This window comes from Micromonospora antibiotica, from assembly GCF_017599305.1.
Taxonomy (GTDB): domain Bacteria; phylum Actinomycetota; class Actinomycetes; order Mycobacteriales; family Micromonosporaceae; genus Micromonospora; species Micromonospora antibiotica.
On sequence record NZ_JAGFWR010000001.1, the window covers coordinates 763158 to 778445 of the forward strand.

The window sequence follows — 15288 nt, forward strand, 5'->3', positions numbered from 1 at the left end:
CTGCAGCCGGCCTGGTGTTCCGGAGGACGTTCAGTCTCTGATCGAAAACGCCACATCGATGCCATCACCCCCGTGTAGGCAAACTATCCAATAGCTCGGTCAGGTGCTCGACGGTCCTGCGCAATCTCGTACCTTGACGGTGACGATTGTCGCACGGGCGGTTCCCCGTGCGCTGCCCCGTCCGAGCGCGCAGCCAGGCGTAGAAACGGCGGTGGGTGCCGGTCCGCGCGGACCGGCACCCACCGACGGGCAGGGCTGTGGTCAGTCCTCGTCGGACTTCCCGCCACTGAGCCCGGAGGAGATCAGCTCCATCACCGAGGAATCCTGGAGCGTGGTGACGTCACCGAGCGAACGGTTCTCCGCCACGTCCCGCAGCAACCGGCGCATGATCTTGCCGGAGCGGGTCTTCGGCAGCTCCGGCACCAGCATGATCTGCCGGGGCTTGGCGATCGGGCCCAGCGTCTTGGCCACGTGGTTGCGCAGCTCGGTGATCAGCCGCTCGCCCGCCTCACCCGAGATGTCGGTGGTGCCGCGCGGAATGGCGAACGCGACGATCGCCTGCCCGGTCGTCGGGTCGGTCGCGCCGACCACCGCCGCCTCGGCCACCGACGGGTGCGACACCAACGCCGACTCGACCTCGGTGGTGGAGATGTTGTGCCCGGACACCAGCATCACGTCGTCGACCCGGCCGAGCAGCCAGATGTGCCCGTCGTCGTCCTTCTTGGCCCCGTCACCGGCGAAGTACATCCCCTCGAACCGGGACCAGTACGTCTCGATGAACCGGTTGTCGTCACCCCAGATGGTGCGCAGCATCGACGGCCACGGCTCACGCAGCACCAGGTAGCCACCGCCGCCGTTGGGCACCGACTGGCCCTGGTCGTCCACCACGTCGGCGACGACACCGGGCAGCGGGGTCATCGCCGAGCCCGGCTTGGTCGCGGTCACCCCGGGCAGCGGGGAGATCATGATCGCGCCGGTCTCGGTCTGCCACCAGGTGTCCACGATCGGCAGCTCACCCCGACCGACGTGCTGGCGGTACCACATCCACGCCTCCGGGTTGATCGGCTCGCCGACGCTGCCCAGCAGGCGCAGCGACGACAGGTCGAAGCCCGCCGGGATGTCGTCGCCCCACTTCATCATGGTGCGGATCAGCGTCGGCGCGGTGTAGAGGATGCTGACCTTGTACTTGTCGACGATCTCCCAGAACCGGCCCTTGTGCGGGGTGTCCGGGGTGCCCTCGTACATCACCTGGGTGGCGCCGTTGGCCAGCGGCCCGTACACGATGTAGGAGTGCCCGGTGACCCAGCCGATGTCGGCGGTGCACCAGTAGACGTCGGTCTCCGGCTTCAGGTCGAACACCGCGTGCGCCGTCCACGCGGCCTGGGTGAGATAGCCGCCGGTGGTGTGCAGGATGCCCTTCGGGCGGGCGGTGGTGCCGCTGGTGTAGAGGATGAACAGCGGGTGCTCGGCGTCGAACGGCTGCGCGACGTGCTCCGCCGACGCCGCCTCCACCGCCTCGTGCCACCAGTGGTCCTTCGCCGACCAGGCGACCTCCTCGCCGGTGCGCCGGACCACCAGCACGTGCTCGATCGACGGACAGTTCGCCACCGCCTCGTCCACGGTCGGCTTCAACGCCGACGGCTTGCCCCGTCGGTAGCCGCCGTCGGCGGTGATCACCACCTTGGCGCTGGCGTCGGAGATGCGGTTGCTCAGCGCGTCGGCGGAGAAACCGCCGAAGACCACGCTGTGGGTCGCGCCGATCCGGGCGCAGGCCAGCATCGCCACCGCCGCCTCGGGGATCATCGGCAGGTAGATCGCCACCCGGTCACCGGCGACCACCCCCAGGTCGGTCAGCGCGTTCGCCGCCTGGCAGGTCAGCCGGTGCAGGTCGGCGTAGGTGAGGGTGCGGGTGTCGCCCGGCTCGCCCTCCCAGTGGATCGCCACCCGGTCGCCGTTGCCGGCCTCCACGTGCCGGTCCAGGCAGTTGTACGCCACGTTGAGCTGACCGCCGACGAACCACTTCGCGAACGGCGGGTTCGACCAGTCGAGCACCTCGTCCCACGGCCTGGCCCAGGCCAACCGGCCGGCCTGCCGCTCCCAGAAGGCGAGCCGGTCCGCGCCGGCCTCGTCGTACGCGTCGGCGGTGACGTTGGCCTGGGCGGCGAGTGCGGCCGGCGGCGGGAACTGGCGCGTCTCGTTCAGCAGGTTGGCCAAGGCCTCGCTCATGCGGTGACTCCTTCGTCGGGTGACCTGCGTCTCTACCCGGCCGAGGTTAGTCCGGGCAGCTCGGGACCGCGACACCCCCGGTGCCGGCCGGCGCGCTCAGCGGCCGTCCCGGCGCGCTCGACGGCCCACCCGTCCCGACCTGATCAGGATCGGACTCGACGGCCCGGCGGCGGGTGGCGTCCGGCCGGAGTCACCCGGTCGCTAGCGTGGCGGAGTGACCACCGACCCGCTCGCGCCCCTGCTCGCGCTCGCCGACATCGCCCCCGCCGTCGAGCGGGCCCGCGAGCGGGTCGACCAGGCGATGCGGCACCGCGCGCTGCGCCGCCACGGTGGCCAGGTCGCGGCCGAGGTCGGCCTGCGCTGCGCGGTGGCCAGCGCCGCCCTGGAGGGGTACGACCACGAGCGCGAGGCGGTCCGCGCCGGCACCGTCACCGAACCGGTGCTCCAGGGGGCGCTACGGGTGGCCGGGGCGCTGCCCGGGCTGACCGAGCTGTGGCCGAAGGCCCCCCGGCAGGCGCTGGCCCGGCTGCACGTGCTCGCCGCCCGGGACGTGGTCGCCGAGGCCGAGCTGGGGCGTCCGGTCGCCGACCCGGTGGTGGCCGCCCGGCTCGACGGGCTGGCCGGGCTGGTCGCCGGCGGGACGACGGTCTCCCCGCTGGTTCTCGCCGCCGTGGTGCACGGCGAGCTGCTCAACCTGCGGCCCTTCGCCGGCCCGTCCGGGGTGGTCGCCCGCGCCGCCGCCCGGTTGGTGCTGATGTCCCGGGGGTTCGACCCGCGTGGCCTGGTCGCTGTCGACGTCGGCCACCGGGAGCGGGAGCCGGAGTACGTCGGGGCGGCCGGGGCCTTCGCCACCGGCACCCCGGACGGCCTGCGCTCCTGGCTGCGGCACTACCTGAGCGCGGTCGAGGTGGGCGCCGACCAGCTCACCGCCGTCGGCGACGAGATCATCGCCGCCGCCTGACCCGGTGGCCGTCCGCGCCCCCCACCCGAGCGGTGCCGCCTGACCCGGTGGCCCTCTGCGCGCCCCACCCGACCGCCGCCGCCTGACCCGGTGGCCGTCCGCGCCCCACCCGACCGGTGCCGGGTGCGCGGTCAGTCCCGGCGGGCGGCCCGGTTCACCCGGGAGCGCAGCGCCCGCCGGGCGACCGGTCCGAGGTCGTCGACGATCTCGATGAGCACGGCGAGCTGGTCGAGTGCCGACATCGCCTGCCGCACGCCCGCCCGGTCCACCCCGTCATAGAGTTCCAGCCCGACGAACGCGGCGCAGACGGCCCGGGACAGGCCGGGCACGTCGGCGATCTCGGCGAAGGGTGACCCGGCGAGCAGCCGGCGCAGCACCGACTCGACCTCGTCCACCCAGAGTTGGAGCGCGGCGGCGGTGGGCGCGGCGAGCCGCTCGTCGGTCTGCGCCCCGGCCAGCATCTGGGCCAGGAAGGAGACGTTGCCCAGCTCGCGTTCCTGCTCGTGCAGCTCCTGCCCGACGGTGAGCAGTTCCCGCAGCGAGCCCACCCCGGCCAGCCGGGCCGACCAGTGCGCGAGCCGGTCGGCCGTGCTGGCCCGGCAGGCCGCCGTCAGCAGGTCGTCGACCGTGCCGAAGTGGTAGAAGACCAGCGCCTGGTTCACCCCGGCGGCGGCGGCGATGGTGCGGGCGGACACACCGGCGATGCCGTGCGTACGGATGGCGGTGATGGCGCCGTCCAGGAGGCGCTGCTTGGTGCCGGACATCGTCCTCCTCGTGGGCCCGCCGGATGCGGCGGTGTGATCATCGCATCGGTCACCAGCTGCGCCAGCCAACCGACCCCGGGCAACCGCAGGATCCAGCCGACCACCGCCCACCCGAGGTGCAGGTGCCCGAGGGCGCGGGCGACGGCGGCCACCCCCCGTTCCGGCCGACCGCCGCCGTCGGTGTACTCCGCCCGCCACAGCACCTCCTTCGCGGCGCTGGCGGGACCTGTCCGCAGGCCCACCGGGTGGCGGCGGGTAAGGAAACGCAAGGTCGCGGCACACGCGCCGCAGTCGTCGTCGAGCCACAGCACCGCCGCCGGTCCCGCTTGGTAGGGCCGCCAACGCGGCCACCAGTCCCGGACCCGACGCCGGTACGCGTGCCACGCCCCACCGTGCCGGTCGGCCAGGTCGTGTTCCTCGTGCGGTCCGGCCACCGCCACGCTGAAGGCGACCGCCACCACCGCCGCCAGCACCAGCGCGGAACTGCGGGTGAGCGCGGCGGTGAGCAGCACCAGGGCCACGGCGCAGGTCTGCATCGGATTGGCCAGATAGGCGTACGGCCCGGTGGTGACCAGCCGTACGGGCGGGTCCCACGGGTACGGCGTGCCGCCACCGTGGGTGACGAACTCGCGGACCGCGGCGAGCGCCGGGGCGGCCAGCACCAGCGCCACCTGGGCGAGGAGCAGCAGGACGGGCCGGGGCAGTTCGGTCACCGTCGCCCAGGACCCGTCGCCGACCTCGAAGGCCAGGCCGGGGACGAACCACAGCAGCAGGGCGGTGAAGACCCCGACCTGGAGCAGCGTGCGCGCCGCCAGGTGTCGCCGGTCGGCACACCAGCGGCCGAGCAGTTGCGCCGGCAGGGCCACCACGAGCAGCCCGACCAGCTCCCCGACCAGCCAGTGCGGGCCGAGCCGGACCAGCGGGTGCAGCGCGGGCATGGCCACCGCGTCGATCCAGAGCAGCAGGCCCAGCGCCACCGGCACCGGGAGGCTCCGGCGCAGCAGCACGGGCAGCGGACCCCAGAGCACGGCCCAGCCGATCCACAGGTCGACCGGCATCCCCCGGTAGCTCCCCCGCACCGGGGTGAACGTGTACCAGCCGGTGCACCGGGCCACCTCGTCGAGGGCGGCGATGCCGATGCCGACGGCGAGGAAGGCCAGCAGCGCCGCCGCCCGACCGGCGCGGCTCCGGTCGACCCGGGCGGCGGCGAGCACGGCCAGCAGCGGCACCGCGAGGCTGAGGTAGCGGGCGGCGATCATCGCAGCGTCATCATGTCCAGCAGGTGTCCCGTGCCCGCACCGAGCAGGACCTGCTGGATCGGCCCGAAGTACCAGGAGGGGTCGAGCCCCCGGGTGTAGTCCACCCGGATGCGCACCTCGGTGTGCCGCTCGTCGACAGCCCGCCAGCTCAGCGTGGCGTGCCGCCACCGGAACCAGCGCGCGGTGATCGAGCTGTCCTCGACGAACCGGAACCCGACCCGCTGCACCCCCACCGTCTCCACCTCGGCGAGGAGGTGACCGCCGGGGCCGTGGGCGCTGCCGTGGTAGCCGAACATCCACCTGTCGCCCGGGTCGAGCCCGTCCCCGCTGACCTGGCCGGGCGTGGGCACACCGAGCAGCCGCAGCGGGACCGAGCGCACCGGTACGGGGCGGGGGCCGGCGGCGAGCCGGGCGGCCACCTGGTCGGCCGGCAGGGCCACCACCCGGACCACCTCGACGGACTGGTCGGGTGCGATCCGGGGTGCCGGTCCGCTGCCCTCCAGCCCCGGCAGGAGCAGCAACGGCACCGCGATGACGGCGTACGGGCGGGAGGCGTCGCGCAGCGCGCGGATCAGGGCGGTGGTCCCGTGGGACACCGCGTAGACCAGGGGGGCGGCGAGGATCACGCAGATCGCCCCCTCGTGCAGCGCGACCGCCGCCAGCAGCAGGGCGACCGTGGTGATCACGAAGACCCGGCCGTGTGCGGTGCGACCGGGCAGCAGGGCGAGTGCGGCGGCGAGGGCCGTCGGGAGCACCACGAACAGCAGGGCGCTGTCAGCCCGCCCGTCGAGCACGGTGGCGACGAACACCATCATGCCGAAGGCCAAGATCAGGCCGGCGAGCACCCAGTTCGCCGCGGTCCGGCGGGGCGGTCGATCCTGCTCGTTCATTGCTACCTCCCGGTTTTGAGCACCTGCTCAAAATCGAGCATAGGCTCATTTGAGCGATCGCTCAATCGAGGGTACGCAGGGGTCGCGCCGGTGGTGGGTGCGGTCGTCGCCTCGGGTGCGGCTGTTCACGCCGGCGTCCTGCGTCGGGCGGTGCGGTCAGTGACGGCGGGACCGGCCAGTGTGCCTCGACGGCGAGGGGCGGCCGGGGTGGCGCGGGTCGGTCGGGTCAGCGGGCCGGCGCGGCACGCCTCGCCAGGTGGCCCGGGCTGGCGAGGCCAGGGCTGGTCGGGGCGGGCGGGGTGGCCCGGGTCGTCAGGCGGCCTGTACGGCGCGGGTGCGGCGGTGCCGGCCGTACCAGGCGATGCCGATCGCCACCCCCACGCCGACGCCGAGCGCCGCCGCGGCCACCGGGACCGCCGGGCGCTCCCGCAGCCGCCGGCCCAGCGGGATCGGATGCCGGAACTCCAGCACCGGCCAGGCGTTCTCCACCGCGAGCCGGCGCAACGCCCGGTCCGGATTGACCACGCTCGGATGACCCACGCACTCCAACAACGGCCGGTCACTGTACGAGTCGGAGTAGGCGTACGAGTCGGCCAGGTCGTAGCCCCGGGCGGCGGCCAACTCGGTGACCGCCTCGACCTTGCTCGGACCGGCCGCGTAGAACTCCACCTCACCGCTGTAGCGGCCGTCCTGCACGCTCATCCGGGTGGCGATCACGTCGGTCACCCCGAGCAACGCGCCGATCGGCCGGACCATCTCCTCGCCCGACGCGGAGACCAGCACGACGTCCCGCCCGGCGGCCTGGTGCTCCTCGATCAGCACGGCGGCCTCGGCGTACACGTAGGGGTTGATCAGCTCGTGGAGGGTCTCCGCGACGATCTGACGGACCTGCTCCACCCGCCAGCCCTTGCAGAGCGCGGCGAGATAATCCCTGGTCCTGGCCATGGTCTGCTCGTCGGTGCCGCCCAGCCGGAACATCAGCTGCGCGTACGCCGACTTCACGACGTCCCGTCGTGTGATCAGCCCGTCCCGGTAGAACGGCCGACCGAATGCCAAGGCGCTCGACTTGGCGATGACGGTCTTGTCCAGATCGAAAAAAGCGGCACTTCGGCCCACGGCGCGCAAGTCTAGTCCGACGATGCGGGGTCGGCGGGTGCCCCGGGGTCAATACCTCACCCGACCTGCGGGAGTACCCGGGCCGCGAATGCTCAACGTGACCGCAGTCACACGCTGCGGTAATAATTTCGCAGGGAGTGGGGTCAACACCACTCGACGTGAACAGTCTGCTCGGGCAGACTTGTCCGCACGACAACGATTCACGTCCCCGAAAGCTGACAGACCCTCGGCGGTCGCACCCCCCCGTGACCGCCGGGCCGGTTCGGCTCAACCCCCCCGGAGCCGAACCATTCGACGACCCCCGTCTCCCCCCGACGGGGGTCGTCCCTTTCCGGTGGGAGCGCTCCGCCCGCGAACTGGTGGATCCGTACGCCGATGACCGGCGAACGGGCTAGCGCGCCACCGCCCTCATCGTCGTACGGGCGGGCAGGAAGCAGGCCAGGGCGCGGCCGTGCCGGTCGGTGACCACCCACGGGTGCCCCAGGTACGTCTGCTGGCGGTAGGAGCGGCCCGCGTCGAGCACCTTGTACTGCCGTCGTTGGCCCTGGTAGTCGAGCCAGTAGACGACGACCTGCGAACTGCGGGCGTTGACGAACTCGACGTACGTCGAGGCTCCGTTCGAGCTGGACCGCAGCGTGTGTTCCCGGGATGCCGGCAGCGGCGTCAGTTCACCCGGTCCGGGCTGGTTGGTCGGCGGCTTCGGCGTGGGGCGGGGCGGGGTGGTCGTCGGGGCGGGCCGGGGTGGGGTCGTCGTCGCGGCCGGGCGGGACGTCGTACCCGTGGCGGGTTGGTGTGGCTGGCGGGGCGGCGGCGCTACCGGCGCGACCGGGGCGGCGGCGCGGGTGGCGAGCGAGGCCGGCGCGGGCGCGTGTTCGGCGACCGGCGTGGGGCTCTCGACGGCCGCGAGGTCCGGGCGGTCCGCGATCCACGAGGGCGTCATCGGGAGGGCGGCGGCGTCGCGCCGCGGGCCCGACCACAACGGTGACAGGGCGAGAACGAGGCTGGCGACCAGGCCGAATGCCACTCCGGCCAGCAGCAGGGTCCGTCCGATGCCGGCGGGTTCGACGGCGTGGGCGGGCGCCGGCAGTGGGCCGGTCGGTGACCCGGTCGGGGAGGCGTCGATCAGATGCCGGCCGGCCGGGGGGACGAGATAAGGCGGCAGTGTCTGGTGGTGCCGGGGTGCCGGCAGCCAGCCACCGATGCGCAGGGTGGTGGTGGTTTCATCGGGTGAGTCGGCCATGGCCCCGGTTCCGAGAGCGGCGGGTGCCACCTTCGCGGTGGCGTGCGGTCACGATTATTGACGTACGACGCCGTATGCCGTCAATCACTCGGGCGGGGTGAACAGGACATTTTTTCGCGTTCCTTCCCGCACGTCCCCGGGACGGTCGGCGTCGTTCGGCCGCCCCGGCTCACCAGATGGTGTGCTGGCGGTGGCTCCGGTGCTGGTCAGGGACCTCCGGTCGGGTTCTACGGGCGGTCGAACGGGCGGTCGGGGAGGGTCCTGCGGCCAGTCCGCCCACCAACCCGCCGGCCGGCCGGCGGTCATAGCAGATCACCTGCGGTGGCGGGGGCTGTCCACAGGCCGTCCCGTTGTCCACAGGCAAGCCGTCGCGGGCGGCACGCACCGGGGGAGCCGGCGCAGGGTCTGAGCCAGCACCCCCGACCGCTGGAGGCCGTGATGCCACCCCGTACCTCCCTTCCGCCCCACCGACGACTGCCGTTGCTGGTCACCTCCGACGGTGACCTCCTCGACGAGCTGCTGCGGCTCGCCGCAGCGGGCGGCACCGAGGTGGAGGTGGCCGCCGACGCGGCTGCCGCCCGTTCCCGCTGGCTCCCCGCGCCCCTGGTGCTCGTCGGCAGCGACCAGGCCCAGGCCTGCCTGCGGGGTCGGCTGCCCCGCCGGCCCCGCACGGTGCTGGTCGGGCGGTCGGGTGAACTCGACCCGGGCTGGGAGATCGCCGAGCTGATCGGTGCCGAGCACGTCGCCGTCCTGCCCGCCGCCGAGCCATGGCTGGTCGACCGGTTCACCGAGTGCGCGCCGGGCGGCAACCCGGCCGGCCCGGCCCGGACGGTCGCGGTGCTCGGCGGCCGGGGAGGGGCCGGTGCCAGCGTCCTCGCCGGTGGCCTGGCGGTCACCGCCGCCCGCGCCCACCTGCGGACCCTGCTGGTCGACGCGGACCCGCTCGGCGGCGGGCTCGACCTGGTGCTCGGCTGGGAGGAACTGGACGGGCTGCGCTGGCCGTCCCTCACCGACGCCGACGGCCGGGTCGACGCGCCCGCCCTGGTCCGCGCCCTGCCGCACCGGGGTGACCTGGTCGTCCTCTCCTGGGACCGGGGTGAGCCGCTGGCCCTGCCCGCGCAGGCGATGGCCGCAACCGTGGACGCGGCCCGGCGGGGTCGGGACTTCGTCGTGGTCGACCTGCCACGCCAGCTCGACGACGCCGCCGTGATCGCGTTGCAGGCCGCCGACCAGGCGTACGTGGTGGTGCCGGCGGAGCTGCGGGCCACCGCGGCAGCGGCCCGGGTGGTCGCCGCCGCAGCCCCGCACTGCGCCACCCTGGGAGTGATCGTCCGGGGCCCCGCCCCCGGCCGGTTGCGGGCGACCGAGGTGGCTCGGGCCCTGGGGCTCCCGCTGGCCGGGACGCTGCGCCCCGAACCGGCGCTGTGCCGGGGGCTGGAACGCGGTGAGGCACCGGCCGCCGCCGGCCGTGGCCCTCTCGCCGCGCTCTGCCGCCGACTGGTCACCGAGCTGACCGGGCTGCCCGTGCCGGGTGCGGCATGACCGACCGGTCCGACGGGTTCGCCGCCCGGGTCCGACAACGGATGGCCGAAGCGGCGACCCCGGTCACCCCGGCGGCGATCGTCTCCGCCGTCCGTGCCGAACCGTCCGCCGCCGTCCTCGGCGACACCGCCGTGCTGCGGATCGCCAACCGGGTGCACGACGATCTGGTGGGTGCCGGGCCGCTCGCCCCACTGCTCGAAGACCCGCAGGTCACCGACGTACTCGTCAACGGTGTCCGGGTCTGGGTCGACCGGGGCACCGGGCTGCACCAGGTGGCGGTGCCGCTCGGCACGGTCGACGACGTACGCCGGCTGGCGCAACGGCTCACCGCTGCCGCCGGGCGTCGGCTCGACGACGGCTCGCCCTACGCTGACGCGCGGCTGCCCGACGGCACCCGGCTGCACGCCGTACTGCCTCCGGTGGCGACCGACGGGCCGTACCTGTCCCTGCGGACCTTCCGGCACCGCCCGTTCACCCTCGACGAGCTGGTCCAACAGGGCACCGTGCCGCACCCGGTGGCACCGGTGCTCGCCGCGGTGGTTGCCGCCCGGCTGGCCTACCTGGTCACCGGCGGCACCGGCTCGGGCAAGACCACCCTGCTCAACACGATGCTGGGCCTGGTGCCGACGACGGAACGCATCGTGCTGGTGGAGGACGCCGCCGAGCTGCACCCGGTGCACCCGCACGTGGTCGGTCTCCAGGCCCGCACGGCCAACGTGGAGGGCGCGGGCGTGGTCGGCCTGAGTGCGCTGGTCAGGCAGGCGTTGCGGATGCGCCCCGACCGGCTGGTCGTGGGCGAGTGCCGGGGCGCGGAGGTGGTGGACCTGTTGGCCGCACTCAACACCGGCCACGACGGCGGGGCGGGCACCCTGCACGCCAACACCCCGGCCGACGTGCCGGCCCGGCTGGAGGCCCTCGGGTTGCTCGGCGGGCTGCCCCGGGCGGCGCTGCACGCCCAGGTCGCCGCTGCGCTCCAGGTGCTGGTGCAGGTCCGTCGAGGCCCTCAGGGTCGACTGCTGGAGTCGATCTGCCTACTGCTGGCGGACGGGTCGGACCGTCTGGTGACGGTGGTGCCGGCCTGGGTACGGGGCCACGGCGTCGGGCCTGCCGGGCCCGCGCTGGTCACCCTGCTGCGGGATCGGGGAGTCCCGGTGCCATCCCTGCTGCGGGCGCCCCGGTCCGGTACGGCAGGGCTGGCGTGACATCCCCCTGGTGGCTGGTCACGACCCTGCTGGCCGGTGCGGCACTGGTGGTCGCCTGGCCGGTAAGCCCCAACCGGCGTCGCCGCCGCCGCGTGCTCGCCACACCGCCGGGCGCCCCGGCCCCTCCGGACACCCGTGGCGCACCTCCGACGGTCTATCGGTGGGTAACCGGTCGAGGTCCGCTGCGGTGGCGGGTGTCCGACCGTCCGCGACGGATCCTGCTGCTGGTCGGGCTCGTGGGAGCGGGTGCGGGTGGTGTCGCCGCCGGGCCGGTCGCCGCCGCTCTCCTGGCCGGCTACGGGATGCTCGGGGCCCGCGCCGTGCGTCGCAGGCGGGCGGCAGGGCAGGCCAGCCGGGAGCGTCGCCGCCAACTGGACCGGCTGGGGGCGCTCGCTGCGGACCTGCGTGCTGGTATGCCCGTTCCGATGCTCGACCGCACCGACGCCCCATCGGGCGCGGACCGTCCGAGCGGCCCCGGCCGACCGGTGGACGGGCTGGCTCCGCCGACCGCCCCCCGCCCGCTCGGCACCGACCCCGGACCCGCTGCCGACCGTGGCGTCGGTACGGACACACCGGTGGGCCTGCTGTCAGTGTCCCGGTCGGGCGACGGACTCCCGGGCCGGGGAAGCCGCTCGGGCACGACGACGGATGATCCGGCCGGGACGGACCGGCTCGAACGCTTGGCTCGGGCGGCGGTCCGACTCGCCGACCGGACGGGGGCGCCCCTGGCCGACCTCCTCGAACGGGTCGAGGCCGACGCGCGGGCGTTCGACCGGGGAATGGCCGCCGCGGCCGCCCAGGCGGCGGGTGCCAATGCCACCGCGCTGCTGCTGGCCGCGCTTCCACTCGGTGGTGTCGCCCTCGGTTACGGCATCGGCGTCGACCCACTGGCGGTGCTGCTGCACACCCCGGTGGGTGCCGGGTGCGCGCTGACCGCAATGGGTCTCCAGGTCGGCGGGTTGCTCTGGGCCGAGCGGCTGGGTGCCACGCCGGGTGGCGGCGGCTGATGTCACCGGCGAACGTGTCAGCCGGTTGCCTGGTCGCGGCCGCGCTGCTGGTCATGGTGCGTGGCAACCGGGCCGGCCGGAGGTGGGACGTACTGACCGGCCGGCGGACCGGTAGACGCCGGCCAGGCTGGTGGCCCGACCGGGTACGGCTCGGAGCCGCCCTGGCGGGGCTGGCGGTCCTGCTGCTGGCCGGCGGTTGGGTCGGAGCCCTGGGCGGGGCATTGACCGCGCTGACGGCGGACCGGATGCTCCGCCGGATCGAACCACCTGCCGTTCGCAAGAGCCGGTCACGGGAGACCGCCGATCTGCCACTGGCCGCCGATCTGCTGGCAGCAGCCATGCGAGCGGGTGCACCGGTGGACCGCTCGGTGCTCGCGGTGGCCGATGCTGTGGACGGTCCACTGGCGGTCCGGCTCGGGCGGATCGGGCGGACGTTGCTGCTCGGCGGCGAGCCAGCGGAGGCGTGGGCACACCTCACGCCGGTGCCCGGGGCCGACCGGGTGGTCGGTGCCGCGCTGCGCTCTTCCCGCAGCGGTGCGGCGCTGGCCGGTGCCCTCACCCGCGTCGCCGACGACCTTCGGGCCGACCGGTCCACGGCGGCGGAGGCGTCCGCCCGGCGGGCCGGCGTGCTGATCGTGCTGCCGCTGGGCCTGTGTTTCCTGCCGGCCTTCATTCTCGCCGGCCTGGTGCCGGTGATCGTCGCCGTCCTCGGCGACGTGCTGTGACCCCTCATCGAGAAAGGGAAACGACAGATGCGCAAACTTCTCCGCCGGCTCCACACCCGGCTGCGCGGCGACGCGGGGATGAACACCGCCGAGTACGCCGTGGGCACCCTCGCCGCCGTCGCCTTCGCCGGCATCCTGCTCAAGGTGCTCACCTCGGGCAACGTGCAGTCGGCCCTGACGGCCGTGATCGATCGGGCGTTGAAGTGAGACCGCGCCGGCCGGCCGGTCGGGACCGGGGTTCGTTCACCGCCGAACTGGCGGCCGGCCTGCCGGCGCTGCTCGTGCTCCTGTTCGCCGGGCTCACCGCCGTCGACGCGGTCACCACGAAGGCGACCTGTCTGGACGCGGCCCGGGAGGCGGCGCTCGCCGCCGCCCGGGGCGGGGACGGCACCGACACGGCCACCCGGATCGCACCCGAGGCGGCGGTCGTCTCGATCTCGGTGCAGGCGGACCGGGTCACCGTGACGGTGCGGGCCCCCGTCCGGGCGCTCGGGGCCCGGTTGCCCCGGCTGACCGTCGAGGCCAGCACGGTCGCCGCCATCGAACCGGGCCTGCCGGGTCCGGGCCTGCCGGGTACCGGCTCGTGATCCGCGCCTGCCGGCCCGTCCGCGTCCCGGGCCCCGCCGAGGCCACCGCCAGGGAGCATGCGCCGGTCCGCGCCGACCGCGCGTCGGAGCGGGGCGGGGCGACCGTGCTGTTGCTCGCCGTCGGCATGGTCTTCGTGCTGGTCGGGGGGTTCGGGGCGGCGATCGGTGCAGCCCGGCTGGCACGGCACCAGGCCCGGGTCGGTGCCGACTTCGGGGCGCTGGCCGGGGCCGGTCAGGTGTGGCAGGGGTCCGGGCCGGCCTGTGCGACCGCCGACGAGTTCGTCCGCGCCAACGCCGCCCGGCTGGTCGCCTGTCAGGTGGACGGGCTCGACGTGGTGGTGACGGTCGAGGTGGCGGTCACCCCGCTGCCGGGACTGCGGCGGTTCGCCACCGTCACGGCCCGCGCCGGACCGGTGCGCGGCTGACCGCCGCACGCCGGTGCGGCAACCCGTCTCCGGCTGCCGTGCCCGAGCACGGCGCGGCAGCCGGAAAGCGGGTTCCGGAGATCCCGGCGAGACGTCGACGCCGTGGAGGCGAGCCGGGCGACGGCAGTCCCGGGCCGTACGGCGGCGAGCCGAGACCGGGCCGGCCGGTGGCTCAGCGGCCCTGGAGCGCGTCCAGGCCGATCGCCATGGCGATCACCAGCCGCCGGTCGATCTGCGGGTGCGGCACCTCGACGACGTAACGGTCCCGCAGCCCCCACTTCTTGATCACGGAGAAGACCGACTGGCCACCCGCGATGAAGTCGAAGTGGTAGGGCAGCCACGACAGCGAGTAGACGAACCGGCGCAGCAGCGCCACCGGCATGCTGCGCTCCTGACCGGTGATCTGCGGCAGGCCGGCCTGCTCGACGTGCCAGGTCGAGCGGAGCAGGGACTGGGCGAAGTCCTTGCGGAACAGCCCGATCGGCGTGCCGGCGTGGTCGGTCACGTCGTACGTGGCACCGAGGTCGAGCCGCTGCCGGGCCTTGAAACCGAGCAGGGGGTGCTGCTTGGAGTCGTCGGTGTAGATGGTGACCTGCTCCTTGAAGGCGAGCCGCTTCTGCTGCGCGAACGCCAACAACTCGCCCTCGGTGCCGTCCGCCGCCACGGCCCGGACCTCGTACTGGTTGACCATCATCCGGATCCGCTGCCGGACGTGGAACTGGTGCTGCGCCTGCAAGCTGTCTAGCTGCATGAAAACTCCTCCGAAGGGTGCGCCGGAGTCTCGCACAACCCCACGGTCAGCGCCCGCCACCAGGCAGCAGCCAGCGATCACCACCGTCAGTGCCAGCCAGCAGTCAGCGGGCGCCGCCGTCAGGGGTGAGCCTCGCCGCTGTCAGGGGTGAGGCTCGCCGCCGTCAGCAGTGAGCGGCCGTCGTCAACGCCCCTCGGCGGTCGCCTTGAGCGCCCAGGTGTTGAGCACCTGGTGGATGCCCCGCAGCCGCTCGTTGATCTGGTCCAGGCGTTCCGCCTGCGCCAGGCTGGCCAGTGCGGCACCCAGCGCGATCAACTGGTCCGGGGTGAGATTGTCCTGGTCGATGGTGTAGAGCAGGTCGACGGTCTCGGCGATGGTGTCGGCCACGGCTTCTCCTCCAAAGGGGGAAGAACGGCAGGGTCGGCGGTGAGGGTGGCACTCCCCATTATCGATGGAAGCGCTCCCATGCATCAATGCCCACTTGTCCTCCGGCTCAAGCACGATCACGGGCCGGAATCGCACCGCACCCGCAGCAACCGCCGACCGCGCCGCGCTACCGCTCGGCGGAGGCCGGCTGGGCAGCAGCCGAAGCA

Annotated in this window: 15 protein-coding genes and 1 pseudogene; 8 read left to right on the plus strand and 8 right to left on the minus strand. The window is 74.1% G+C overall.

Annotated elements, in window-relative coordinates; translation table 11 throughout:
• Positions 1 to 261: 261 nt before the first annotated feature.
• Positions 262 to 2226 carry an acetate--CoA ligase gene (gene acs, locus JQN83_RS03575; protein WP_208565542.1) on the minus strand — a complete coding sequence of 655 codons (1965 nt, stop codon included), beginning with the start codon at positions 2224 to 2226 and terminating at the stop codon, positions 262 to 264.
• A 214-nt stretch (positions 2227 to 2440) separates the two neighbouring features.
• Here acs and JQN83_RS03580 point away from each other — a divergent pair, with 214 nt between their 5' ends.
• Positions 2441 to 3187, plus strand: a complete 747-nt coding sequence (locus tag JQN83_RS03580) for a Fic family protein (RefSeq protein ID WP_208565543.1) — start codon at positions 2441 to 2443, stop codon at positions 3185 to 3187.
• A gap of 131 nt (positions 3188 to 3318) precedes the next feature.
• Here JQN83_RS03580 and JQN83_RS03585 read toward each other — a convergent pair whose 3' ends face one another.
• The 5 genes from JQN83_RS03585 to JQN83_RS32745 all read right to left on the minus strand — a co-directional run bounded on the left by JQN83_RS03585 (position 3319) and on the right by JQN83_RS32745 (position 8456).
• Complete coding sequence (locus JQN83_RS03585; protein ID WP_208565544.1) at positions 3319 to 3951, minus strand: TetR/AcrR family transcriptional regulator; 633 nt, start codon at positions 3949 to 3951, stop codon at positions 3319 to 3321.
• Positions 3846 to 5210 (minus strand): methyltransferase, encoded by a 1365-nt coding sequence (locus JQN83_RS03590; protein WP_208565545.1) that lies wholly within the window; start codon positions 5208 to 5210, stop codon positions 3846 to 3848. Before JQN83_RS03590 ends, JQN83_RS03585 begins: the two co-directional genes overlap by 106 nt.
• The gene (locus tag JQN83_RS03595; RefSeq protein WP_208565546.1) at positions 5207 to 6100 is read right to left on the minus strand and encodes a hypothetical protein; all 894 of its coding nucleotides are present in this window, start codon (positions 6098 to 6100) and stop codon (positions 5207 to 5209) included. The genes JQN83_RS03590 and JQN83_RS03595 overlap by 4 nt, the downstream gene beginning before the upstream one ends.
• Positions 6101 to 6412: 312 nt before the next feature.
• The gene (locus tag JQN83_RS03600) at positions 6413 to 7216 is read right to left on the minus strand and encodes an HAD family hydrolase (protein WP_208565547.1); all 804 of its coding nucleotides are present in this window, start codon (positions 7214 to 7216) and stop codon (positions 6413 to 6415) included.
• A 391-nt stretch (positions 7217 to 7607) separates the two neighbouring features.
• On the minus strand, positions 7608 to 8456 hold the full coding sequence (locus JQN83_RS32745) for a VHL beta domain-containing protein (protein WP_244251576.1): 849 nt from the start codon (positions 8454 to 8456) through the stop codon (positions 7608 to 7610).
• 438 nt (positions 8457 to 8894) lie between these two features.
• On the opposite strand from JQN83_RS32745, the gene ssd reads away from it, so the two are divergent.
• The 7 genes and pseudogenes from ssd (at position 8895) to JQN83_RS03640 (ending at position 13944) form a co-directional block, all read left to right on the plus strand.
• A complete protein-coding gene (ssd, locus tag JQN83_RS03610) occupies positions 8895 to 9998 on the plus strand; it encodes a septum site-determining protein Ssd (protein WP_208565548.1) in 1104 nt (367 codons plus the stop codon).
• Positions 9995 to 11200 (plus strand): TadA family conjugal transfer-associated ATPase, encoded by a 1206-nt coding sequence (locus tag JQN83_RS03615; protein WP_208565549.1) that lies wholly within the window; start codon positions 9995 to 9997, stop codon positions 11198 to 11200. The genes ssd and JQN83_RS03615 overlap by 4 nt, the downstream gene beginning before the upstream one ends.
• A 653-nt stretch (positions 11201 to 11853) precedes the next feature.
• Positions 11854 to 12207: pseudogene (locus JQN83_RS34295) on the plus strand (hypothetical protein); the annotation flags it as partial.
• 53 nt (positions 12208 to 12260) lie between these two features.
• Entirely contained in the window at positions 12261 to 12932 is a 672-nt protein-coding gene (locus JQN83_RS03625) for a type II secretion system F family protein (protein WP_372443969.1), read from the plus strand.
• Positions 12933 to 12959: 27 nt separating this feature from the next.
• Positions 12960 to 13139 (plus strand): DUF4244 domain-containing protein, encoded by a 180-nt coding sequence (locus JQN83_RS03630; protein WP_091244508.1) that lies wholly within the window; start codon positions 12960 to 12962, stop codon positions 13137 to 13139.
• On the plus strand, positions 13136 to 13519 hold the full coding sequence (locus tag JQN83_RS03635) for a TadE family type IV pilus minor pilin (RefSeq protein ID WP_208565551.1): 384 nt from the start codon (positions 13136 to 13138) through the stop codon (positions 13517 to 13519). The genes JQN83_RS03630 and JQN83_RS03635 overlap by 4 nt, the downstream gene beginning before the upstream one ends.
• 125 nt (positions 13520 to 13644) lie before the next feature.
• Entirely contained in the window at positions 13645 to 13944 is a 300-nt protein-coding gene (locus JQN83_RS03640; RefSeq protein WP_244251762.1) for an Rv3654c family TadE-like protein, read from the plus strand.
• 172 nt (positions 13945 to 14116) lie between these two features.
• Here the strand turns inward: JQN83_RS03640 and JQN83_RS03645 are convergent, their stop codons facing one another.
• Together JQN83_RS03645 and JQN83_RS03650 are read right to left on the minus strand one after the other, a co-directional pair.
• Positions 14117 to 14695 (minus strand): LURP-one-related family protein, encoded by a 579-nt coding sequence (locus JQN83_RS03645; protein ID WP_208565552.1) that lies wholly within the window; start codon positions 14693 to 14695, stop codon positions 14117 to 14119.
• Between the two features lie 183 nt (positions 14696 to 14878).
• Positions 14879 to 15082 carry a hypothetical protein gene (locus JQN83_RS03650; RefSeq protein WP_208565553.1) on the minus strand — a complete coding sequence of 68 codons (204 nt, stop codon included), beginning with the start codon at positions 15080 to 15082 and terminating at the stop codon, positions 14879 to 14881.
• Between the last annotated feature and the right edge of the window lie 206 nt (positions 15083 to 15288).

What these genes read in the sequence shown, in the direction of transcription:
- JQN83_RS03645 (WP_208565552.1), bottom strand. Translation starts at nt 14,695, where the DNA reads ATGCAGCTAGACAGCTTGCAGGCGCAGCACCAGTTCCACGTCCGGCAG.
- JQN83_RS03630 (WP_091244508.1), top strand. Translation starts at nt 12,960, where the DNA reads ATGCGCAAACTTCTCCGCCGGCTCCACACCCGGCTGCGCGGCGACGCG.
- ssd (WP_208565548.1), top strand. Translation starts at nt 8,895, where the DNA reads ATGCCACCCCGTACCTCCCTTCCGCCCCACCGACGACTGCCGTTGCTG.
- JQN83_RS03585 (WP_208565544.1), bottom strand. Translation starts at nt 3,951, where the DNA reads ATGTCCGGCACCAAGCAGCGCCTCCTGGACGGCGCCATCACCGCCATC.
- JQN83_RS03640 (WP_244251762.1), top strand. Translation starts at nt 13,645, where the DNA reads ATGGTCTTCGTGCTGGTCGGGGGGTTCGGGGCGGCGATCGGTGCAGCC.
- JQN83_RS03595 (WP_208565546.1), bottom strand. Translation starts at nt 6,100, where the DNA reads ATGAACGAGCAGGATCGACCGCCCCGCCGGACCGCGGCGAACTGGGTG.
- JQN83_RS03615 (WP_208565549.1), top strand. Translation starts at nt 9,995, where the DNA reads ATGACCGACCGGTCCGACGGGTTCGCCGCCCGGGTCCGACAACGGATG.
- JQN83_RS32745 (WP_244251576.1), bottom strand. Translation starts at nt 8,456, where the DNA reads ATGGCCGACTCACCCGATGAAACCACCACCACCCTGCGCATCGGTGGC.
- JQN83_RS03590 (WP_208565545.1), bottom strand. Translation starts at nt 5,210, where the DNA reads ATGATCGCCGCCCGCTACCTCAGCCTCGCGGTGCCGCTGCTGGCCGTG.
- JQN83_RS03625 (WP_372443969.1), top strand. Translation starts at nt 12,261, where the DNA reads ATGGTGCGTGGCAACCGGGCCGGCCGGAGGTGGGACGTACTGACCGGC.
- acs (WP_208565542.1), bottom strand. Translation starts at nt 2,226, where the DNA reads ATGAGCGAGGCCTTGGCCAACCTGCTGAACGAGACGCGCCAGTTCCCG.